The sequence below is a fragment of the Vibrio sp. EJY3 genome (assembly GCF_000241385.1).
Classification (GTDB): Bacteria; Pseudomonadota; Gammaproteobacteria; order Enterobacterales; family Vibrionaceae; genus Vibrio; species Vibrio natriegens.
In genome coordinates, this window is sequence record NC_016614.1 from 1234809 (window position 1) to 1257960 (window position 23152).

A 23152-nucleotide genomic window follows, 5' to 3' on the forward strand; every position below is an offset into this window, starting at 1 on the left:
TTTAAACCCTTTTGTACGATCGCCCTATGTACCCTCCTGGCTGGATGCTCATCGACTGATTGGGAAACCCATGCTGTGCCAACTTCGAATCAGGCCGCAGATATGCTAGCAGGCAATGTGACGACCGGTCAGAATTGGTATTTGGATGAGTCTCGCTTCCCTCAATTGACGGTACCGCAGAACGTTCGCCCGTGCTGTGCATTTGGGGATATGCAGAAAGTTAAATTCGGGCCAGTCCCAGTGCCTTTTTTCCGACTGAACAACATTGTCGAACTTGAGGAGATAGGTCCGCACAAGTTTGCCAGCGGGATATATCACTACACACCTTCATCCTCTTCTTCATTAGGTCATGGCGGCAGCGAAAATAACGGTATCTTATACACGCAGAAAGGTGGCTTTATAGACCTCGCCCATGTGCGCGATACCGCCGATGACACCATGGGATTATTTTTTGAGATACTCGCCAACCTGGGCCAAGCCCACCGCATTGATTTACCAGCCGAATTAGGGCCAAGATATATCGAGATGACCCCGTTCGACGCGTCTTTACTAACCGAGGAGCAAAGGTGGTCGGTTGCTGCTCACCTTGCAGCACGCTTAGCCTACTTCAAGGCTGAATCCCACGAGATTGCCCAGTGGCACGGCTACGCGAGTTTTTCTGGATGGCCAGAGACGATTTCAGCCTACTCGCTCGAAGATCTCTATTCCAATATGTTGGGCGCGAAAATAGTACTTAGCCTCATTCAACAGCATAAGGTGTTGAACGAAAGAGACTATAACCAAAACGTCAGCTTGCTTCTCAATGCAAGCCTGCGAGAACTTGGTATCGTCGATAAGTCGAAAGCAAAATTGGTCTTAGCCGCTGTCGACGGCAAATGGTGGAACTCTCAAGAGTCGATCCCAAACAAGTACATGGTTCTGCAGCGTCATTACGACCTTGGCGACCGACAAACGCCTCATCTGCTGACACCAGAGTTATTAGGCGAACAGAATCCAAGTTTGCTAGTTCCTGCGCAATCTTCCGCCACAGTGCTGACATTACCCGCATCCGCTGAATCACTAGAACTGGATAGCATTGCCAGACTAGTACTTGAAATAGCACCGAGCTACGCTGACACCTTTAACCATATTCCGAAACGTATCTGGTCAGAGCGTATTGATCATACTCAGTTTCCAGTTATTGCGCAGTATGCAGAACGACAGGATAACCAGGATTTGAAACAATTAGGTATTACTCATGAGTAACGTCCATTCTTTCCTAAAAGTGATTCGATTATTTATCGTCCCTCTCCTGTTTACGGGTTTATACGGATACGCTAGCGGTAATCAGTATAAACTGCACTGGACCACTTTATCTCTTGTACACCGTTGCTTTCCTTCAAATTGTATGCCGGATAGTTAGCAGTGACACCAAACTCAAATCAAATTTCATGTAATCTCTTTGGGCGTTGGATAAACAAATTCGATATTCTTGAGATAACCTCTGTGGACTGCCCCAGTATGTCAAATCACGACTCGGTGCTACAGTGGATCAGTTAGGTGTAACATTGATAAGCAATGTGCAAATTTTTCACATTAGCTAGTTCTATAGCCAAAACGACGCGCTCTGAAACGGTTTGGGGCTCAAACGTGCTAACCACGGTCGTGCTAGCACGCCTATAGACAATTTCAATATATAGAAGCTATGGGAACGGCGAGGTTACTGGCCAACAATACAGTTACGACCTTGGTTTTTCGCCATATACAGTGCTGAATCAGCTCTGGTGAAAGCACTTTGTAATGTGTCTTGAGAAGTTAAGTTACAGTAACCAATGCTCACTGTAATGGGAATGCTCATAGCTGATAAACGGCTCTGTGATTCAACTGATGAATGGATTGTATGCAATGTCGCCAGAGCTTGTTTGGAATCATTATCCGCAATAAAGATCACAAACTCCTCCCCTCCGTAGCGGCTAACCAAATCGCCCTTTTTAAGACTACCAGACAGAATTTTAGAGACATAAACGAGCGCGTTATCACCAACGTCGTGACCAAAGCGATCATTTACTTTTTTGAAATGGTCAATGTCTACAACTGCAAGCGTTCCCTGAATAGGCAAATCACCTTGAAACAAATGGGCAATACGCTCATTAATGTAACGGCGGTTGAACAATCCTGTCAGCTCATCCCGAATGGATCTTTCGTAGTGCCAGTCAATCTGATTAAAAAGAAATAACGACAATAATCCGCCTAATAAGAAGAAGCAAACTATGTTTTGAGTCACCACGACTGCGACACGGTAATACTCTACTTGACCTGTTACAGCCAATGCAAAAGTAGGAAAACCAGCAGCAACAAGGCAAACCAATGCAGCTAAAGCGAGCATACGCTCGCCCTTACCATTTGAAGTTCTATGTTTGTGACAAAGTAAAAAAGTGGAAGCATACACCAGAGCAAAATTGACGAACGCAATCTGAACACGCAATTCAAGTGTATTTGGTACGAAGTGATAAATAAGAGTTTGTATCGCTGTATATGAGCAGACATGAACAATTGCTAGCTTCCATAACCACGGCTTAATATCGCGTTGATACCAACTTATAGAGCCAAATAGCAACAAATACGCAACTGTCATATACATAAAATTGTTTAATAAAACAGAATAAATAAGCGGAAGCCAGGAGCGAATAGCCATTGCTGCAAACGCAAAACCAAACAGCAGGAAAAAGTAAAAGAAATAAAGTGCTGATCGTCGTTGATAGTGAGTCAAGCCAGAACGAATCTGAGATAAAAATATGCAGCCAACAGCACTACAAACAATATTGTTTATTACGATGGCAAAATCGATGAGGCTTGAGCTTGAATTAATCACTACTTTTTTGCTTAGGCTAAGTGGGTCAAATGAACCGCTGATAATGTATAGGTGACACAAAACACTCAAACATGTTAACCAATCACTCGATAAGAATCCATTAAAGTTAGATGAGATAAATCGGGTCGAGATGAAAGAAATGAGAATGCCTAGAGTATAACACCTAATCTAAGCTAGGAGATGTCGAATTTACGGGTGGCACCCAGCATAGAATCAGTGGAAATATTCGTGCCAGTAGCTTTACTGAATTAGTGACTTACGGATAACTTCAAGTATAGAAAGTTAGCTAAGCGCAGCGGCTAAAATTGCTGGATATAAATTGACATCGTTCAGTCCAAGTTTGTGCCTTAACCCTTTTACATTTGGAGTGAAAACCTAACTCTTTCCTCAAACCCCTATCTCTACCCCTCATATAGCAAAAAGGCCGCTAAGAATTTAACGGCCTCTTTCGTTTCTGCAATTTTAATTGGCAGCGACTGAAAGGTGCGACTTAGCCACGAATTTACCCAGAGTTTTTGTCGAAGTCGATTGCAATTAAAGGCTGTCTTCCAATTCTGACCTACCTATTAGGCAGAGGCTTTGAGGTAATCTCTTTACGGTTAATACTGAAGTTTTGAACGACCGTAATATGATTCGTGTCAGCCTAGGATCTATACTTTTTGCTTAATTGCTGCGCCTAATCCTAGCTCAAGCAACTAATCGTTAAATAAGCACATGATCTAGCGATAACCGCAGGATCTTGCATAGAGTTGCGACAACGTCGGCTCGCTGGCTGAGGCAAAAATTTCCTGCATTAACACTAGCAATAACTCTCCGGTCGCCACAGCATCAGCAAGGGCGTTATGCGCCAGATAAGCTGGCAATTGGCGCTTTTCTCGGATCTTACACAGGCGATAATCGTTAAGAAAACTGAGTTTGTTGACGTATAGCGAACTTTCCAGGACTAAGGTATCTATCCAGATAACTGGGAGCTCAACACCTTGTGGCAACTGTAACAACCTCGCCAAAAAGCGTTTTTCGATAATGGCACAGTGGACCACTACCACCTTTCTGCAGATTGCCCTCAGGATTTTTTCCGCAAATTCCTGCGTTTCCAAACCGCCATGCAACGTCTCAGGCACTATATGATTGATCACAGCAGTCTCAGGTTTAACTCCGGCCAACGATAACTGGTAATAGTGCTTTGCACTAGATAAAGATAAAACACTTTCATTGATGTCAACTAAACCGACCGACAAGATCTCATCGCTCTCTGGATCCAGCCCTGTGGTTTCAAAATCCATCACCACCAAGGGTAACGCAGTAAATACACTATCTACGGATGCGACAGGCGATACGAACCAGCGTCTTATTGCGTTAGGTATATCACTGCGCTGTATAAACTGCTGGCGTTGCTTCTCCAATCTCTCGAGAGAACTAATCTTATGTTTCCTAAATTTGATCAACTTCTAATCTCCAGAGTTTTAAAGTTCTGCTCTGCTGCTTCTTGATACCTAGATATTATCCGAAATGCGTCTTTTAGATGATTTTTCTCAAATTGGGTTAAGACCTCTGGAGTTATGTTGTTACTCAAAGCGAGGTTACGCTCAGACGTATTACACTGATGGTTAAAACGAACTTGATTAATAAAATCAAATGCCTCTAGGATCTCTCTCCCGCCTTCTTCACTCAACAGAGAAGCATTAATTGCTGCGCGTAGCCGCTCCTCCATACTGGTCTCTTTACTCTTGGCCGTTAATGCATAGATCCGTGCTAACTCAACCAGCAAATTCACAGCATGACGCTTAATATTAAAAGACTTAGTATTGGTGCCATTCCGTTCAAACACAAACTGCCTGAACATACCAAGCGGCGGGCACACTCTAAGTGAGTTCGCCAACATGATAGATATAAAACGCCGATTCCCGTTGAGATACCGGTTAATGTTGTCCTTTAATTCTTCCGCTAACTCAAAATCTCCATATAGCGGCCGAATATCAAAATAGACACAGGAGTTTAACAATGCTTCTGCTTCGGGGTATTTGATCCAACGGCCAAAATAGCCAGTCCACGTCGAAAGGTCGGTACACCAGCTCGGATTAGATGCCATCATGTCTCCTTTACACAAGGAGTAGCCGCATTGATCTAGGCCTTGGCATACATAATTCGACAATTTGCCAAAATACTCCCGCTCTTTAACATCAACCTTACGTTTAAGGATGATACCGTTATCCTGATCCGACAGGTTATGGATCTCGTACCGAGCCTGTGACCCAGCCACAAACCAGACGTAGTCAACAGGAGCAGGTCCCAACAGCTTCTCTGCCAGTTGTAACAGACGCTTATTATAAGCATCGGCTATAAGGGTCATCATATGCTGGATAGTTCTAGGATGCGTGCGATTCTCAACTAAGGTTCTGAAGACGGTAGTACGCTGACTCGTAAGGGCAACCAGTTCTTCCAGAGACTCTTTGCGATAGATGCGACTAATTAAAAACACAGCCTGTACTTGGCTGCGCTCAACCATACTTGTTGCCGTTACTATTCCCTGAACCCTCCCAGCATTTACAACAGGAAGACTCCTCACATTATGCTGCATCATGGTTTCAATAGCCTCTAACATCGAGGTGCCACTGGTGATTGTTAGCGGGTTACTGGTCATAACAGTGGAGATAGGCTGGCTATAATTCATGCATTGAGCGATGACACGTTTTGTCATATCGCGTTCAGTCACAATGCCCAACAACTCGTGTCCCTGCATTATTAAGGCACTTGACCTGTGCTCTTTGACCATTACTCTAGCCGTTTCGTCTATCGAGGTGTCAGCCGAAACGATGGCCATGTCTCTATTCATAACAGAATCTACCGGACGCAAGTAAACAGCATCATCGCCTCTGGTCATAACCTCAGTTGACTTAGCCAATCTCACCGATTCATGTTCGGAAAAATAATCACCAAGTGATGGAGTGCAGCGAATAAGCTCAGAGAGAACCGCTTTCGGGATACGGTATAACAAGGTATTTTCTATGGCCTTAACCGTATATGAGCACGTTTGTTTCTGATACAGATGGCTGAAACCAAATAGATCACCACAGCCCAAACGAGCTCTGAGAGATTGATCTAGATGATACTGCTCTACAGCCCCTACCCTTAAAATGTAAAGCCCTTTACCAACTAGTTGATCCTCCTCCAGCGCTTTGCCTTTATGGAGATACAGGATATCTATTTTAGAAGCCATAGCGTTGGCTTCACGGTAAGGTAGCTGATCAAAAGGTGGCAGTTTAGACAGAAAACCAAAGATATTAGGAAGTAATGATTGTTCCATGTCGTCACGTTTCCAAAACAATTTTCTCGGTCATCACCTGAGAGGAATTTGAAGGTAAACTATCACCCACAAAAAAGTGGGATTTTCTTAAGTCCCGAGAAGGGAGCTTTGTCTTTAGGCTAACTCAACCTACTTAATGTTAACCACCTACTTCAGTAGGTGGTTTAAGTCTAAAAATCAAAAAACTCGTAGTTTTCTAAGCTAGCTATTCAGATACTGGCGCCACTTTTTTAGACTGCGATACACGCATCAGTTCTTTGGCGATTGACCAAAAAACAAAACCCAAGATAGCAATAGCCAACACGTAATATCCATTCATCACCCAGCCCGGTACATTGTGAGCTAAGAAGATGTACATAGAGATAGACGCCAAACAAATAAGTGATGCGGCAGCCTTACCAAAGGCCCAAGGAGTTATATCTACCTGTTCTGTGTATTCTTCTTCGTACGCGTCTTGTGGATAGAAGTGTCCAACAATTAGCATGAATACAACGTTTGCTACAAACAGAAGACCGACAAGGTGGAAGAAGTGGATATCGACTTTAATCACAAAGTTAAACAGAATGTATGCCGCCATACCAAACACCAAGCCAAGCTTAGCTGCGATAGCCGGTACTCTCTTAGTCAGTAGGCCAACCAACACTACACTCAGGATTGGCGAATTAAAGATCCCCTGCAACTGCTGAATTAGGTAAAATAGGCCATCCGGTGCATTTGCGACCAGTGGTGCAACCAGCATAGAAGTTACCGCAAGCCCCATTCCCAATAGTTTTCCTACACGAACGGATTGTGCTTCAGTGGCATCCGGACGCAGAGTTTTCTTGTAGATGTTTACCGTAAACAGAGTCACCGAAGAGCTAAGTCCGCCACTAAAGGTCGAGAATACCGCTCCAACTACAACTGCGGCGAAGAAACCAACCAGTACTTCTGGTAGCACAAGGTGAACCAAGTTCGGATAGGCATTGTCTGGGTTGTCTATTTGGCCATTGAACACATGGAAAGCAATGATACCCGGCAAGATAATAATCATTGGAATCATTAGCTTAAAGAATGCACACAGCAGCACACCTTTCTGACCTTCAGCCAAGTTTTTAGCACCCAGTGCTTTCTGAACAATCGACTGGTTGGTACACCAGAAGAACATGTTAGAGACAATTAGACCAGTAAACAGTGTAGAAAATGGGACTAAAGAATCACTGTCACCGATGGAGTTGAACTTATCAGGGTGGCTTTGGTAAACCTCCACCAAACCGCTCCACATATTGCCATCACCAACATAGGCTAGTGCAAATCCAGTTACCATCAGTCCACCAGTAATAAGGCCGACACCGTTAATTGTATCCGCAGCAGCGATAGCTTTAATGCCACCGAATACAGCGTAGATAGCACCTAGGCCACCCACTCCCCAGACCATGAGCCACATCGCCGCTGATTTATCGATTGCAAAAACATTGGATACATCAAATAAACTCTCGAGAGCGATCGCTCCAGTATAGAGCACGATAGGTAGTAAAGAGATGACATACATGCTGAGGAAAAGGATCGATGTGATCGTCAGTGTCTGCTTATCGAAGCGCTTTTCTAGATACTCAGGAATCGTGGAGATGCCGAGTTTGAGATAACGAGGCAGGAAGTACATCGCAAACAATACGATAGTGATTGCAGCCATAACCTCCCAGGCCATAACGATAAAACCAGTTCGGAAAGACAGGCCATTTAGACCCACCAAGTGTTCAGTTGACATATTCATCAACAACATGGAACCACCGATATAAACACCGGTCAGAGAACGCCCCCCAAGAAAGTAACCTTCCGATGACTCTTCCAGATGAGCCGCACGTGTTTTGTAGTATGCGAACCCAGCTACGAACAGGGTGAACGCAAGAAAGGATAATAGAGCTAACATGTAGCCTCCAAATTGTGTTTGCACGTTGCCATGACGCCAACACAGAATTGGCGCCAGACTACTATTGGAATGTTAAAAAATTTATAGCGTTATTATAATTTGACTTCTTTGCCAGTCTGCAGGGACTCGAGGGCTTTATCAGCCATCACCAAAGCCTGCTCACCGTCATAACCGCTACATTCTGGTTTAGCGCGGCCTGCGAGCACATCAACAAAATGTTCCCATTCAGCTTTGTAAGCCGCATCGTAACGCTGCAGGAAGAAGTGTTCTGGTTTTGCTGCAGTGCAACCAGCGTCGTTCCACTGCTCAACTGCATCTTCTTTGATGTTGTTGGCAGTCAGCAGACCTTTTTCACCATGCAGTTCGATACGCTGATCATAACCATAGCCAGAACGGCGTGTGTTTGAGATAGTCGCCAGGGCGCCAGATGGGAACTTCATAACAACGAATGCGGTATCTATGTCACCAGCTTCACCGATGGCCGGATCAACCAGATTACTCCCCTGTGCATAGATAGATACAGGATCTTCACCCATGATAAAACGCGCCATATCAAAGTCATGGATAGTCATATCACGGAACATGCCACCAGATACTTTTACGTACTCTGCTGGTGGTGGTGATGGATCACGTGAAGTAATGATCAGAGATTCAGCTTTACCTATACTGCCTGAACTTAGCATTTCACGAATCTTGCGAAACTGTGGGTCATAGCGGCGGTTAAAAGCCACAAAAAGCGGCACCTGATTGTCGTTCACCGTCTTCAGACACGCGCGTACACGATCAATATCAAGATGGACCGGCTTTTCACAGAAGATAGCTTTGCCTGCCATTGCTGCCAATTCAATTAACTCAGCATGTGTATCTGTAGCAGAAGCAATCAGTACACCATCAACATTGGCGTCTGCGAGCGCTTCTTCAATAGACTGAACTTTAGCGCCATATTTAGTTGCTAAGTTCTCTGCATTTTCTGCGAATGGGTCAATAACTGAATAAAGGTTGGTATCTTTATGTGCATCTACATTTACAGAATGGACTTGTCCAATTCGTCCAGCGCCGAAAAGTGCGATATTATACATTGTCGTCTCCTAGTTCATAAATCAGTAATAGCAAATTTTCTTAATTATCAATTCTTAATTTATGCATCAGTTTCAAAATTATTTTTTATATCCAATATCAAATGACATAATATTAACTATCACTTTATTACAGATATATATTTCACAAAATTAAACTTTAAATCAGAGATATTACCTACAAAAAGGCCCATTAAACGGGATAAAGTAGCATCAATAATATTTCTGACATTCTAATAGTTACTTTTTAGTAACTACTAGAACAAAAATTTATTCCTAACGAGCAAATCAAATATTTGCAATATCTTTAATATATTGACGTGCTTTTAGTGCATACTCTAACGGATCCGCTGTAGCAGGATCTTGCTCCGCTTCTACAACCATCCAACCTTCATAACCACTTTTATCCAAGATTTCGAATACAGGTGCGAAATCTATTACACCATCACCAGGTACAGTAAATGCTCCTAATCTCACACCATCAAGAAAACTACGATGCTCATCAATAACTTGATGTCGCTTCTCATCCCGAATATCTTTAAGATGAACATGAGGAATACGATCAACATATTTTGTTAATACATTAATGATTGCCTGCTGACTTCCCTCTGAATAATAAATATGTCCGGTATCTAGCAACAACCCTACCGATTGGTCAGTGATTCCCATAAACTTATCAATTTCTTCAGGCGTTTGGATAGCTGTCCCCATATGATGATGAAGACAAACTTTCATTCCTTTTTCGGCAGCAAGTTCAGATAACTGATTGTAACCAGATGCAACCTTTTTCCATTGTTCTTCATTAAATGAAGGCTTTTCATCGAACACTGCTTTATCTGTACCCTGAATACTGCCACTTTGCTCAGAGCAGCCGATAACCTTCGCTCCCATTTCATGTAGAAAGTTCATATGCGATAGGAAACCCGTAATAGTCTCATCTTCTTTTCCATCTGCGAAAAAAGTACTGAACCAAGCGTTACAAATTTGAATACCTCGCAAATCTAATTTCTCTTTTAATACAGCAGTATCTTTCGGATATTTATTACCTACTTCACTTCCAGTAAATCCTGCAAGAGCCATTTCACTAACACATTGTTCAAAGGTATTATCACCACCTAAACTAGGTAAATCATCGTTTGTCCAAGCTATAGGAGCGATACCTAATTTTACTTTATTCTTATCCATTGATGTTCTCCACGTTATTGTCTTTTCTCCAGAGAGAGCACATTCTCTCTGGAATTTAATTTCGATTTATTGTTTATTATTTTTACATGATCATTAAATTCCAGCCTGCACAAACGGTCAGCAATTATATAGTTATAGTTTTAATTATTTACTGGTTTTTAACGATTCGTGTAGTTCAGAATTAAAATAAAGCAATGTTATACATGATGCACCTCAAAGTTATTAAAGATGTAATATCTGCATTTCATGTTGTGGAAATACTTTAACAGGAGTAAAAATTGTTCCCAACATATATATAAAAAATCTAACCTGACCACTGATCCTATTTTCTTACGCCAATAATTACACCATTAGCCAGATTAATACCCCAGACAGTAGATTAGACATGCTAGCTATTATCCTGGGCCACATTGACTTTTATCACAAAAATACGCTTAACTTGCGTTATGTCACATTTTATCCATAATTGTGATCGCTAATAAATTTTTCAATCAATCACAAAGCATTTATCTTCACCAGCCCTGATAATATAATGCCTAAATAACATAAAGGTACATATCTGAAACTATGAAAAAATTGTCTGAAATCACTATAGAAGAGTTAAAGGAAGTTTATTTTGGGAGTATAAAATACCCTATAAATGGTACCCAAGGACCACGTATTCAAAGGGGTATACAGTTTTTTCACCTACATAGCGGGCAGGTCACCTTTGAAATAGAAGAATTTACATTAACACTCAATGCAGGAGATTTTTGTATTCTCTTACCTGGGCGTCATGAATTTCATCGATTCAGTCAAACACAAGAAAGTTACCATACCTGGTGCCAGTTAGACTTTCTTGGAAATACAGATCATCTCCGGCTTCAGCTCGAGCCAATTCCACCCGTTGTTGAAGCAAATAGTGAAATCATCCGTTATATGGACTTAGGTTTAGCACTTACTCAGTCTCCTGAACTTGATACCTACGATGCACTTTTGGAACTAGGAAAATCGCTACTGCGCTATTTTATTAATTATTCTCACAGACTATCTTCTACTGACCATGATCAACCCCCATTACCCAAAAGTGTATTGCTAGCATGTGATTATATAAGCCAACACATAGCACGGCCTTTGACTCTACCTCAAATAGCAGAAGCAGCACACGTATCCGTTAATCACTTGATACACCTATTTAGAACTCATTTATCAGTCACTCCAATGCGTTATCTTTGGCGACTCCGGTGTGAGCGGGCAAGTGTTATCTTGAACAATACAAATAATATACCTATCGCCCACATAGCAGAGCAGACGGGATTTAGTTCCCCATATCACTTTTCCCGGGTATTCAAACAGAATTTTGGCATATCTCCTTTACAATTCAGGAAGCAAAAACACAGCCACGCGAAGAACGCCTGAACAACTAACTTGAAACTCCTAAATATCTTAATTTTTCCTGTAAATAGAGGGGGCAACGCCATAATACTGCTTAAACAATCTTGAGAAATGGTACTGCGTACTAAAACCAAATTGATCCGAAATATTGCCAATAGGAATGCTTGTTCCTTTAAGAAGCAGCGCAGCCTGCTGACAGCGTAATCGCCATAAATATTTCATTGGTGTGATAGATAGGTACTTATTGAAAATAACCACCAGATGATTAGCTGTTATATTCGAATTTTCAGCAATTTGAGTTAACGTAATAGATTCTGCAAGGTGCTCACTCATATAATCGCAGGCTTTTGTAATAGCCCTAGGTACTTTTGTCTCAGAAGATTCTGACGTAAACCCATGCGCATAATTAATGTAGTAACGAATTAATGCAGGCCCCAACAACATTAACGATTGAACAGTAGGAGTAACCGGATTTCTTGTTAAAGATAACCCCAATTCCATAAAACGCAGTAAGTCCATATTCTGTTCCGTAACTAACGGGGCATTGGGAATAATATTGTTGTAGTAATCAGGCCGTTCATGAAAGTCTAACTGACACCAAGTATGGTGGCTTTCTTGATGCTGACTAAAGTGGTGTGTTTCCTTGTTACCAGGAAGTAAAAGACAAAATTCACCTGGTTTTATATTGACTTCAGTATCTTCAACATAAAAAGTCACCTCACCGGATAACAAATGAAAAAGCTGTAATCCACGTTGAACTCTGGGACCGTGATAACCACCAGGCGGATACTTTACGCTGCCAAAGTAGACTTCTTTCAAACCATCGAAATTAATTTCAGACAAATTGTCGAATATTTCAGACATGTACTACTGACCTCCGCTGATTTTATGATTGTTTCCTGAGAACAAAGAATTATGTGAAACATAAATATGTAATTCTTCCCCACAAAAATAACATGATTTTTAAAAAGGATTAAACTATGAAAAGTCTAAGTATCGGTATGATAGGTACTGGCTATATGGGTAAGGCTCATGCAATTGCGTATCGAAATGCAGGGGCAGTGTTCCCTCTAAGTGCATCCATTAAATGCGAATTTCTCGCCGATATCAACCTTACTCAAGCGAAAGTCAAAGCAGAAGAATTTGGTTTCAATCGCTATACAGATGATTGGCAACTGTTGGTGAGCGATCCCTTGATCGATATCGTAGATATTTGTGCCCCTAACTTCTTACATAAAGACATTGCTCTTCTAGCAATTAAAAATGGAAAGCACGTTTATTCAGAAAAGCCCTTAGCCCTTAACTCCGAAGACGCAAAAATAATGACACTAGCAGCAGAAGCAGCCGGTGTGAAAACACTAGTTGGGTTTAACTACATTAAAAACCCAACCATCCAGCTGGCAAAACAAATCATAGAAAATGGAGAAATTGGTGATGTTGTGCATTTCAGAGGTACATTTAACGAAGATTATCTAGCAGATGAAAATACTTCCTTTAGTTGGCGTTTACAGCGCGAATTTTCCGGTACAGGAGCTTTAGGTGATATGGGATCACATATTATTAATATGGCGCAGTTCTTAGTATCTCCTATCTCTTCACTTTGCGCAGACATGAGCACAATCTACACAACTAGATATGAGCCAAACGATCCTATCCCAAAAAACGTAGAAAATGATGATCAAGTCCATATGATGGTACGTTTTAAGAGTGGGGCTATCGGAACAATAGAATCTTCAAGAATTGCTTGGGGACGAAAAAATGGTCTTTGGTTTGAAGTAACCGGAACCAAAGGAACCATAATATATGATCAGGAGAGATTATCTGAACTACAGTTATTTACTGCCGAAGACAAAAAATCTAGACAAGGGTTCAGAACCATTTTAACAGGGCCAGAACATCCTGATTATGAAAACTTCTGTGTCTCAGCAGGTCATGGTCTCGGATATAACGACATGAAATCGGTTGAGATACGTGACCTTATTGACGGCATTACAAGTAATTCACCGATGTATCCCGATTTCAGAGCAGCTTGGGAGGTAACTAAAGTTATCGATGCAGCAGAAGTCTCTTTTAAAAATGGAACATGGGTTACGGTAGACTAAGTAAACCACATACAGCACATGTTAGCATGTGCTGTATGTTGACTTGCTTTTTCATATTATTCACGTCATTGGCTAGATGATCGCTCATATGTTTAGATTGAATTGGATAAAGATGAGCAGGTCATTCAGCAGAAACCTCCTTTAATCAATATAAAGACCAGCTAAATCCTACTGTAAGGCTGCATTAACAAGTCAATATTTTTAATGTGCAATTTAGACACGAACTTATCGTGGTTTTGTATCACGGACTCTAAATCGGCATAACATTCATCTGCGATAGAAAACTTACGTTGTTCATAATTTGGCGAAACTAAGTAAGTCGTCATGTTCGCTCTTTTGGCCGCCGTCAGGCCTGTAAAGCTATCTTCAATAACTAAACATTCTGCAACACCGATTTGGAGTTTACGGGCAGCGGTTAAATAAACATCTGGATGGGGTTTACCATATTCTTCATCTTCAGCGCTGCAGACAACACTGAACTTGTCCCACAACTGAAGGCGATCGAAGACTGCGTTAATGACTACATGGTTAGAAGATGTTGCCAATGCGATCTTTAAACCTTGGTTGGCAAAGTAGTCTAATGCCTCGTAAACGCCGGTCATCGCCTCACCCAAAGTAGAAATACGATGACACAACTTCGAAAGAATCATTGCTTCCAGCTCTTTCGTTGGAACGGTCAATGAATATGCCTCACACCAAATTTGCGCTATTTCATCAACACGCTTCCCCATTGTCATTTTTTCGCAGTCGTCACGTGTAATACACACACCAAAACAGTCGAGTGATTCCATCTGCGCCTCTTGCCACAGAGGCTCAGAATCAATGAGTACACCATCCATATCAAAAATAACCGCTTTTATATTCATGCTTACCTCAAAATTAGAAAAGGTATGACAACCAAAACCGTTGCCATACCCTAAGTCTTTTAAACGACAGACACTTTATCTGACTCAACAAATGTTGTTTCAAACCCTGGTTGTTCAACATTAATCAAGTAGGTAAAGAAAAACGCCAGCACGTACAACGTAGTGTAGGCAATGACCACACCGATTGTGCTGAAGTACGGTAGTAATACCACCGCAATGGCTGGCGCAAGGAAGTTAGACAATCCGGCAGATAAGTTATAAACCGAAATCGCCGCGCCTTTGTGGTTTGGTTCCAGTGCAGGAAACACTGCCGCCATTGGTACAAAGGCTGCTACAAAGATCCCCAGAGAAATGGCCGGGATCAACGCCATGTAAAAGTTATTACCGAAATGCTGAGGAATGTAATAGAACGCTAGGCTAGAGAGTGCCATTCCCACACAACCGAACCAACGCACTACTTTCATCCAGCCCAGTTTTTCGCCCAAGATTCCCCAGAAGACGTTAGAAAAGATGGTGGTAAAGAAGAACACTGCCCAAACCTGAAGCCACTCCGACGTAGTAAAGCCAAGATCATCGACAAACATCATCGGCATGATGACCGCAAAACCGAAAAGCGACAGCGTGTTGATAATGCGTACAAAGCTTGAGAAAAGTATGTTTTTGTTGGTGTAAAGAAGCGTTACTGCTCGGCTTAATTCGGTCAGTTTCTGCTTGTTAGTCAGGTTATGCATGTGCGTCGGCGTTTTAACATTACGCAGAGCGACCATGGCGATTAGACCACCCGCGGCACAAAATGCCAGCGATAACCACAAGGTACCAAACTCGCCAATCCAAGGAATAGTAAAGCTAGGAATGTAGCTACCCGCAACACCAATACCGATGGAATATACCGTCCAGAACCAGCCGAGTGCCGAACTTACCCCATCACTGCGAACGTTGTGTACAATCACCACAATAAATGAGTAAAGGAACAGTGGGTAAGCAAGGCCACGAATGCCGTAAAACAGTAAAATGAGTCCGTAGTTTGACTGGCTCAACCCAAGGGTTAAGAACAGTACGTGGAATACACACCAGAGTAGAAAACCAATTTTCATCGTTTTCTGTGGAGTAATGATTTCCGCGACCACACCGGATACCCAAGCGGCCAACGCCGCAGCCAGACCATAAAGTGTAAATGCAAAAGATGACTGAGCCGGACTAAAGCCAAGCTCGGTAATGTAGTGCGACAGAAACGCCAGTTCAAAGCCATCACCAGTCATAAAGATTGCGATAGCGACGTATCCCCATATCAGATTGAGCGGCAATCCAAGCCACTGTTTGCTTACGTTTTCCATATATTCCTCGTTTCGTAGGGTAAAGGAATCCCACGCCCCCTCCTTTTTCTTTTTTGGGGGGCGTAGTCCATTTTTAGTTGTGATGTTCTTTCTAAGGAAGCTCTTAACGGCCAGTGTTACGACCGAAGGGACAAGTCGTTTTGGTAAAGAGAGCGAAAACGTGAATAACGCTCAGACAGCCCTGCTTCACGCTCGACATTCGGTTGATAAACGCGGTGAATTTCCGGCTTCTTACATACTTCATCCACCGATTTCCCTGACGCCAGGCAAGCAAGTCGAGCCGCCCCTAACGCCCCACCCGTTTCACCACCTTTGTGAGTAATCGTTGGCAAGTGAAGAATATCTGCGAGTAACTGCGCCCAGAACGAGCTACGTGCACCACCACCAACCAATGAGCACTGTTCGATGTGCGTACCGCTTTCTTGCAACACACGCAGACCATCAGCAATACCAAAGCTCACCCCTTCGATCACCGCATAACCAAGTAACGCACGGTTGGTGGAATGGGTCATGCTGTGGAACATACCCATCGCTTCCGGATCGTTATGTGGCGTACGCTCACCAGACAGATACGGTAAGAAAATTGGCGCTTTTGCTTTCTCTTCTTCACTAAGCTGCTCAATTTCAGCCAACAACTCCACTTCCGTTGTGCCTACTATGCGGCAGAACCATTGAAGGCAGCTGGCAGCACTTAGCATGACACTCATCTGATGCCATCGTTGTGGCAACACATGACAGAAAGCGTGTACGGCAGACTCAGGTGCGGGGCGATATTTCTCGTTGACCACAAACAGTACGCCAGAAGTGCCAAGGGAAATAAACGCATCACCCGGACTGACCGCACCAACACCGATTGCGCTTACGGCATTATCACCACCGCCACCAGCGACGATTACCGAAGGACTTAGCCCCCATTTGTAGGCTAAGTCAGCGGACAAAGAACCCGATACTTCACAGCCCTCGACCAGTTCGGGCATTTGTTCCCGCGTTAGCTGGCATTTGTCGAGCAGAGAATCTGACCAATCACGCTTAGCGACATCCAACCATAACGTGCCTGCAGAATCCGACATGTCGGAAACTTTTTTGCCAGTCATTTTGAAGCGAAGATAATCTTTCGGCAGCAGCACTGTGCTAATGCGGGAAAAGTTTTCAGGTTCATGCTTGCGAACCCAAATTAACTTGGGAGCCGTAAATCCTGGCATCGCAAGGTTACCCGCAATTTCATGCAGATCCGGAGCAGCCGCTTCAAATTCGGTGCACTCTTCGTGACAACGTGTGTCGTTCCACAAAATAGCTGGACGAATCACATCATTGGCCTCATCCAGAAGCACTGCACCATGCATCTGTCCAGACAAACCAATGGCTTTAATTGCTCCCCAGTGCTCAGTGCATTTCTCACGCAGAGCCCCGATCAAATAGTTCGTTGCTTCCCACCACTCTTGCGGTGCCTGTTCCGACCAATGAAGATGCGGGCGTTGAATCGTCAGTGGCGCGCTGTGTGAAGCGACCGTTTCACCGTGTTCATCAATCACTAACGCTTTCACTTCTGAGGTGCCGAGATCTATACCTAGATACATGCCCATTCCTTATTGAATCATTGAGTAAGCTGCTGCAATTTTTTCTCGCAGCAATGTTTCAAAATCCGCGCGACCAGCCAGTTCACCAAATAAAGCGACATCCTGCGCGTAAGCGGCGATTGGGTCTTCAGAATCAAACATGCTGTGTACGGCATTTTCATCAAGAATCCCATCCTGATACTCATAAGGCAGTAAACCTTTGTGCCACTGGTGCATAAAGACAAAGAACAGCGCAGGCAGCATCGCAGTCGCATCTGGTGTAACACCTCGCTGATAGCATTCAATCATCGTCGGCGTAATCATGGCCGGGATTTTAGAAAACCCATCCGCAGCGACACGCTGGTTGGTGTCTTTAATGTATGGGTTGGTAAAGCGCTCTAACACCACCTCAAGATAGGTCGGCAGATCGATACCATTGTCACCAAGGCAAGGAATCACATCCTGACTGACGTAATCGTGCGCAATCTTGTAGATATAATCCGTCAAAGTACTTTCGTGAATAAATGACTGACCAACCAATGTTCCGGCCCAAGCGATACAGCTGTGTGAAGCATTCAAGATTCGGATTTTCGCCTCTTCGTAAGGAATAACCGACTCCACCATTTCCACGCCTACGTTTTCCAGTGCAGGTCGAACGTCTTTGAAACTGTCTTCAATTACCCACTGAATGAAAGTTTCACCCATCACTGGCGCGTTATCTTCAATACCTGTTTGTGCTTTAATCCGATATGGCAGGTCTTCAGCGGGACGAGGTGTAATACGATCCACCATGGTGTTCGGACTTGTCGTATTTTCCTTCACCCATTGCAACACGTCAGCCTTACCAGTCAGAGTCAGGAACTCCATTAGACCATCTCGGAACCGCTCACCATTGTGACGCACGTTGTCACAGTTCAGCAGTGTCACTGGTCCAGTATTATCCGCCATACGGCGCTCAAGGATTTTCGTCACCGTGCCGTAAATTGTTTGGTGGCCACCGCTCAGATCAGCTTTTAGGACTGCGTTATCAATATCCAGTGAGTGATCGGTTTTTAAGTAATACCCGCCTTCTGTGACCGTAAAGGCGATCACTTTTGTCTGCGCTTTTGCACCTTCTTCAATCAGCGGCGCCAAATCTTCCTGCCACGGGAGCAACGTCTGAATAGATTTGATCACCTCATATTCACGCTCCCCTGCTGGACTGACCGTCTCTAACACATACTCACCATTCTGCGCATGGAGAGTTTCAACGGTTGATTCTGCATCATTGCGAATGTTACCTGCCGCGATATGCCAGCTTTGGTCACCCGTTTCTAGCAATTTGTGCAGATACCAGGCTTGGTGCGCACGGTGAAATGAACCCAGACCGATGTGAAGCCACGTATATTGGTTTTTCATTATATTTCCTCGTTTTTGTTTGATGGTCTAACTCTAATCGATCAAATTACCAAATAAAGAGCCATAGATCACATATGAATAATTGACCATCAAAAGATTTTTTGTTCATTTTTGAGTAATTGATTGCTATTGCACTCACGAGGAGTTAGAGAGAAGATAGGTGTTCTAGATACGATGACGAACTAAATATTGTCATCAAAAGAAACGCAATAAGCTGAATAATAAGGATAAAACGTGGCTAGAGACGATAGTTTTAAAACCGATCAGATGGTTCGCGCAGCTTGGATGTACTACATCTCTGGTCGAAACCAGCGCGATATAGCATCTGAACTTGGCTTATCACGTCCAGTTGTCCAGCGCCTGATAGCAGCAGCGAAAGAAGAAGGGATTGTGTCTGTCGGACTTCACCATCCGATCTCCACTTGTTTGGACTACGCAGAACTGCTTAAAGAGAAGTATCAATTGGTAGAGTGTAATATCGTGCCAACCATCAGCGATGATGAGACGCTTGATAACGTATCTTTTGGCTGCTTCCAGCTCATGTCGAAATACATGAAAGACCAGCAGAATCAGATCATTGGTATTGGCTCTGGTCTGACACTTAAAAAAGCCATTAACCGAATTGATTTTGAAGCACCAAACAGTAAATGTGTCGCATTAATAAGTGCTATGGGCATAGATGGCCAGTGTAATTACTATGATGATGTGCCACTGATTCTGGCGCGAAAAATTCAGGCAAATTACTTCCAATTGCCCGCCCCACGTTACGCGACCTCTACCGACGAATTCAAAACTTGGGCAAGTATGCGTGTATTCAAAGAGGTATCCAGCGTTGCCGACAGTGCGAATGTGATTTTCCTCGGTATCGGTTCATTGAGTAAAGCCAGCCCAATCATCAAAGACGGTTTCATCTCTGCAGATAAGGCAGATGAGCTCAATCAGCAAGGAGCGGTAGGCGAAATACTTGGTCGTTTTATCAATGCTGAGGGTGAGGTGATCGACTGCACCATCAACACTTTCATCACCAGTTACGATATACGTAACAATGATTGCCCTCGAATTGGCGCGGCTTGTGGGGAAGATAAACGTCCGGCGATTCTCGCCGCACTGAGAGGACACTGGGTGAATGGTTTAGTTACCGACGAAGCAACAGCGAGATGGTTATTAACGCAATAAGCGAATTTTCAGTTTAAGCCGTAGATCTCTTCAGGTGTCGCCCGCGCCCCGTTAAACCAGACTTTCAATTGTCCGCATAACGCTATCAATTTGCGGCTCAATTGAAAGTCTGCATCAAGACAACAACGTTTTCTCATTAGAAACACGAGAAGTTAATGTGTTTAATTAATACGGTAGAAACGTTTAGCCAAATTAGTGTGTTAGCCTTTCTATCAACGCTTGTTGATATTCAGGTAATTTCGAACGAGAGACGGATTGAAATGCTAATGGCGTTAGGTAGGTCATACCTGCATGTAGCGCACTCGCTTTCATTGGTAAGAACACATCTTCTAGTTTAACGCCTATTCTGCCCGATTCCCCGTAGGTACTTGCTCCCCCAGCCGCAGTCGTCACCAACAGCATTTCTTTTCCCTGCCATAATCCAGGTCCTACACTCCCCCAAACATCATTCATGTAAGCTTTCATCATCGGAGTAATATTGAACCAATGGGTTGGAAACATAAATACAATGCGATCGTGTTCTCTCGTTAGCTCGCGCTCCTTTTGTGCATCGATGGCGCGAGTATCAAAACCATAAATAGTCTCTAGGTTTCGGACTGTGACTCCTTCAACACTTTCAGCAGCTTGCTGCATCCCCTTGGTCATCACTGACCTTTCTGGATAGGGATGTGAGACAATAACCAGCGTTTTTATATCCGTTTTATGAACCTGCTCTGCAGCGGACACAGCATTGATGCATGTAAGCCACAGAACTTGCAAGGCGAGAAAAAATCCAGCCCGCTTAATGACGCTATCCCATTTCATTTGCGCTGTTCCTAAAATTCTATCTTTCCACAGTTGTTGTAAAAAAATTAAGCCCAGCGAGCTGAGCTTAATTTTATTGATGCCAAGATTTTATTGACCAGCAGCGTATTGCTCGTCAGTCACTTTCTCTTTCCAGATAACATTTTTGCCATCTTTCGATGCTGTAACAACAAGGTGTGTCATTGGTGCATCTGGGGTCGCGCCGTGCCAGTGATCAATACCCGGTGGGCACCAAACGCTCTCGTTTTCGCTAAAGCGAATCACTTTACCATCTCGGGTACCAGTAAGTGCCACACCAGAAGTGACAATCATATGCTGGCCTGCAGGATGCATGTGCCACGCGGTACGAGCGCCTTTTTCGAAGGTCACATAAGCAGCGCTGTAATTGGCGACGTCATTTTCAGGGAATAGCATGTCCACTTTTACATTTCCTGTGAACAAATTTTCCGGCCCATTAAAGGATTTAAGATCTTGTGCGCGATACGCTTGCTGGCTGCCTGCCGCATCGTCAGCAGCATTGGCCGTTGAAACCATTACCGTCGATGAAACCATCCCTGCCAGTAACGTTAATATGAGTTTGTTTTTCATAATCAAATTCCCTGTTATTTATTTAGGACCGAGTCCAGAACTTGTTGTGCGTTGTTAGCCACATCTTCACCAACTTGCTTTTCAATGATGGTGATGAATTCTTTTAGCTCATCAACGGTTACATCGTTATTCATACTAATGTTGTAATGAGCTGCCAATTGGCTGTTTACACCTGGTATATTGGATAGGGTCGCAATCGTAGCGACTTCACGTTGTTTCCAAGTCAGCACATCACGAGCAAAAATGTCACCAAACAAATGAGATTTCAGGTATTCATCAATTTGAGGAGAGAAATCAAATAACGGCCCTTTTACTTCAACGCCGATGAGCTTAGTTTGGTTTTCAGCACCAAATTCAAGGCTGGTTTTATCTGTCGGTAGTGGCGATGACTCTGGACCAACGACGTCTTCGATTCCATTGCTCTTTCTTTCTTCAAAAACCTGCATAAATGCAGCCAATGCATTCAGGCTACGAGGGAAACCAGCATATGCGTATAGCTGACCCAGTACTTCCTTGGTTTCATTAATGGTTAAACCTGCGTCCAAGCCTTCGTTTAAGCTTACTTTTAGCTTTTCGATTTCACCACTGGCGGCAAACGCTGCGATCGGAATAATCGCCTTCTCTTTAGTATCAAAACCTTCTGCCGCCGTTGCGGTATTCATAGTCAATACCGCTAGCAAACTCGCCACCAAAATGGACCATTTACTGAAATATCTGTCTATACGAAACATTTGTGTCTCCCTATTCCCTTTGCATTTATGAGTACTTCAATTGCACTCTCTAAATATAAAGTTATCGCAAAATCTGCATACTACTTTGCCTAGAAGAGTTTAATTATTGCCTAATCTTCTATTAGGCAAACTCCACTAGAATTGAGATATAAATAAAAACATCATGTTACATTTGGAAATAATAATAACGCGACCATTTACTTGACTATTAAAATATAAAAACTACTCAATAAACAATTAATCGTTATTTATACTAGCTAGTCATTTAAATGTAGAAGTAAAAATCGTCTATTTAATTAGATAGTAATAATCAGGCGTAATTTCATTTTTATCCCGTCCCACTGATTAACGTATAAAGGCCTGTTAATCTGTTTGATTAACAGGCCTTTATTTACAAAATTCAATGTATTATTCAATAACCTCGATAGTGACTTTCATTGAGCCACCAGAAGTAAAGCGCGATAAGTTGCCGTCAACTTTACCGAGGTTAATCAATCCAGATGCATAGCCAAAGTTTTTATAAAACACGACTAAGTTCCCCCAAGGCGCGTAGTAAGAAATGTCTCCCGCTTTGGAACTCACGCCAGCTGGTGCCCCTTCCTTGGTTAACTTCGATGGTAGGTAGGCTATTTTTTCAGTACTGGCGTAATCTTCCAACTCTAAAGTTAATGGTAGTTGGGCGATAAAATCTTGTGTGCTCGGACTATCATTTAACGTCGCAGTGACGGTGCGATCATCAAATACAAAACGAATCTTCATTGTACTCTCCCCGGAAATAACTCCGCTCTCGGTCACGTTGCCGGAAGCGAAACAAATTTGGCTAATAAGTAATGCGGGCAACACTGTAAGCGTGGATAAAATGGTTTTGTGCCACTTCTTTAACAACATAGTAGTGATTCCC

The 23152-nt window shown here is 43.1% G+C and carries 19 protein-coding genes; 4 read left to right on the forward strand and 15 right to left on the reverse strand.

Features of this window, described 5'->3' with window-relative positions:
* Nucleotides 1–75 precede the first annotated feature (75 nt).
* Entirely contained in the window at nucleotides 76–1245 is a 1170-nt protein-coding gene (locus VEJY3_RS21415; protein ID WP_014234519.1) for a DUF4056 domain-containing protein, read from the forward strand.
* A 454-nt stretch (nucleotides 1246–1699) separates the two neighbouring features.
* On the opposite strand, the gene VEJY3_RS21420 is transcribed toward VEJY3_RS21415, so the two are convergent.
* The 6 genes from VEJY3_RS21420 to iolE all read right to left on the reverse strand — a co-directional run bounded on the left by VEJY3_RS21420 (nucleotide 1700) and on the right by iolE (nucleotide 10322).
* A complete protein-coding gene (locus VEJY3_RS21420) occupies nucleotides 1700–2851 on the reverse strand; it encodes a GGDEF domain-containing protein (protein ID WP_237708185.1) in 1152 nt (383 codons plus the stop codon).
* Nucleotides 2852–3570: 719 nt separating this feature from the next.
* Complete coding sequence (locus VEJY3_RS21425; RefSeq protein WP_014234521.1) at nucleotides 3571–4296, reverse strand: exonuclease domain-containing protein; 726 nt, start codon at nucleotides 4294–4296, stop codon at nucleotides 3571–3573.
* Nucleotides 4293–6155 carry a DUF294 nucleotidyltransferase-like domain-containing protein gene (locus VEJY3_RS21430; RefSeq protein ID WP_014234522.1) on the reverse strand — a complete coding sequence of 621 codons (1863 nt, stop codon included), beginning with the start codon at nucleotides 6153–6155 and terminating at the stop codon, nucleotides 4293–4295. The genes VEJY3_RS21425 and VEJY3_RS21430 overlap by 4 nt, the downstream gene beginning before the upstream one ends.
* A 205-nt stretch (nucleotides 6156–6360) precedes the next feature.
* Nucleotides 6361–8061, reverse strand: a complete 1701-nt coding sequence (locus tag VEJY3_RS21435) for a solute:sodium symporter family transporter (protein WP_014234523.1) — start codon at nucleotides 8059–8061, stop codon at nucleotides 6361–6363.
* A 92-nt stretch (nucleotides 8062–8153) separates the two neighbouring features.
* Entirely contained in the window at nucleotides 8154–9140 is a 987-nt protein-coding gene (gene iolG, locus VEJY3_RS21440) for an inositol 2-dehydrogenase (protein ID WP_014234524.1), read from the reverse strand.
* Nucleotides 9141–9425: 285 nt separating this feature from the next.
* Nucleotides 9426–10322, reverse strand: coding sequence for a myo-inosose-2 dehydratase (iolE, locus tag VEJY3_RS21445; RefSeq protein WP_014234525.1), 897 nt, complete (start codon nucleotides 10320–10322; stop codon nucleotides 9426–9428).
* 567 nt (nucleotides 10323–10889) lie between these two features.
* Between iolE and VEJY3_RS21450 the strand changes: the two genes are divergently transcribed.
* Entirely contained in the window at nucleotides 10890–11720 is an 831-nt protein-coding gene (locus VEJY3_RS21450) for an AraC family transcriptional regulator (protein ID WP_014234526.1), read from the forward strand.
* A gap of 27 nt (nucleotides 11721–11747) precedes the next feature.
* Here VEJY3_RS21450 and VEJY3_RS21455 read toward each other — a convergent pair whose 3' ends face one another.
* Nucleotides 11748–12560 (reverse strand): helix-turn-helix domain-containing protein, encoded by an 813-nt coding sequence (locus VEJY3_RS21455; RefSeq protein ID WP_014234527.1) that lies wholly within the window; start codon nucleotides 12558–12560, stop codon nucleotides 11748–11750.
* 116 nt (nucleotides 12561–12676) lie between these two features.
* On the opposite strand from VEJY3_RS21455, the gene VEJY3_RS21460 reads away from it, so the two are divergent.
* Nucleotides 12677–13798 (forward strand): Gfo/Idh/MocA family protein, encoded by a 1122-nt coding sequence (locus tag VEJY3_RS21460; protein ID WP_014234528.1) that lies wholly within the window; start codon nucleotides 12677–12679, stop codon nucleotides 13796–13798.
* 161 nt (nucleotides 13799–13959) lie between these two features.
* Here the strand turns inward: VEJY3_RS21460 and hxpB are convergent, their stop codons facing one another.
* The 4 genes from hxpB to dalD all read right to left on the reverse strand — a co-directional run bounded on the left by hxpB (nucleotide 13960) and on the right by dalD (nucleotide 18952).
* Nucleotides 13960–14664 (reverse strand): hexitol phosphatase HxpB, encoded by a 705-nt coding sequence (gene hxpB, locus VEJY3_RS21465; protein WP_014234529.1) that lies wholly within the window; start codon nucleotides 14662–14664, stop codon nucleotides 13960–13962.
* 59 nt (nucleotides 14665–14723) lie between these two features.
* Nucleotides 14724–15998, reverse strand: a complete 1275-nt coding sequence (locus VEJY3_RS21470) for an MFS transporter (RefSeq protein WP_014234530.1) — start codon at nucleotides 15996–15998, stop codon at nucleotides 14724–14726.
* Nucleotides 15999–16114: 116 nt separating this feature from the next.
* Nucleotides 16115–17575 (reverse strand): xylulokinase, encoded by a 1461-nt coding sequence (gene xylB / locus VEJY3_RS21475; protein ID WP_014234531.1) that lies wholly within the window; start codon nucleotides 17573–17575, stop codon nucleotides 16115–16117.
* 9 nt (nucleotides 17576–17584) lie between these two features.
* Nucleotides 17585–18952, reverse strand: a complete 1368-nt coding sequence (gene dalD / locus VEJY3_RS21480; RefSeq protein WP_014234532.1) for a D-arabinitol 4-dehydrogenase — start codon at nucleotides 18950–18952, stop codon at nucleotides 17585–17587.
* A gap of 234 nt (nucleotides 18953–19186) precedes the next feature.
* Between dalD and VEJY3_RS21485 the strand changes: the two genes are divergently transcribed.
* Nucleotides 19187–20128, forward strand: a complete 942-nt coding sequence (locus VEJY3_RS21485) for a sugar-binding transcriptional regulator (protein WP_014234533.1) — start codon at nucleotides 19187–19189, stop codon at nucleotides 20126–20128.
* Between the two features lie 192 nt (nucleotides 20129–20320).
* Here VEJY3_RS21485 and VEJY3_RS21490 read toward each other — a convergent pair whose 3' ends face one another.
* From VEJY3_RS21490 to VEJY3_RS21505, 4 genes are all read right to left on the reverse strand, one after another.
* Nucleotides 20321–20932: an NAD(P)H-dependent oxidoreductase gene (locus VEJY3_RS21490; protein ID WP_014234534.1), complete on the reverse strand. Its 612-nt coding sequence runs from the start codon at nucleotides 20930–20932 to the stop codon at nucleotides 20321–20323.
* Nucleotides 20933–21022: 90 nt separating this feature from the next.
* The gene (locus tag VEJY3_RS21495) at nucleotides 21023–21520 is read right to left on the reverse strand and encodes a cupin domain-containing protein (RefSeq protein WP_014234535.1); all 498 of its coding nucleotides are present in this window, start codon (nucleotides 21518–21520) and stop codon (nucleotides 21023–21025) included.
* A 14-nt stretch (nucleotides 21521–21534) separates the two neighbouring features.
* Nucleotides 21535–22251 (reverse strand): carboxymuconolactone decarboxylase family protein, encoded by a 717-nt coding sequence (locus tag VEJY3_RS21500; RefSeq protein ID WP_014234536.1) that lies wholly within the window; start codon nucleotides 22249–22251, stop codon nucleotides 21535–21537.
* Nucleotides 22252–22659: 408 nt separating this feature from the next.
* Complete coding sequence (locus VEJY3_RS21505; RefSeq protein WP_014234537.1) at nucleotides 22660–23010, reverse strand: cyclophilin-like fold protein; 351 nt, start codon at nucleotides 23008–23010, stop codon at nucleotides 22660–22662.
* Nucleotides 23011–23152: the final 142 nt, after the last annotated feature.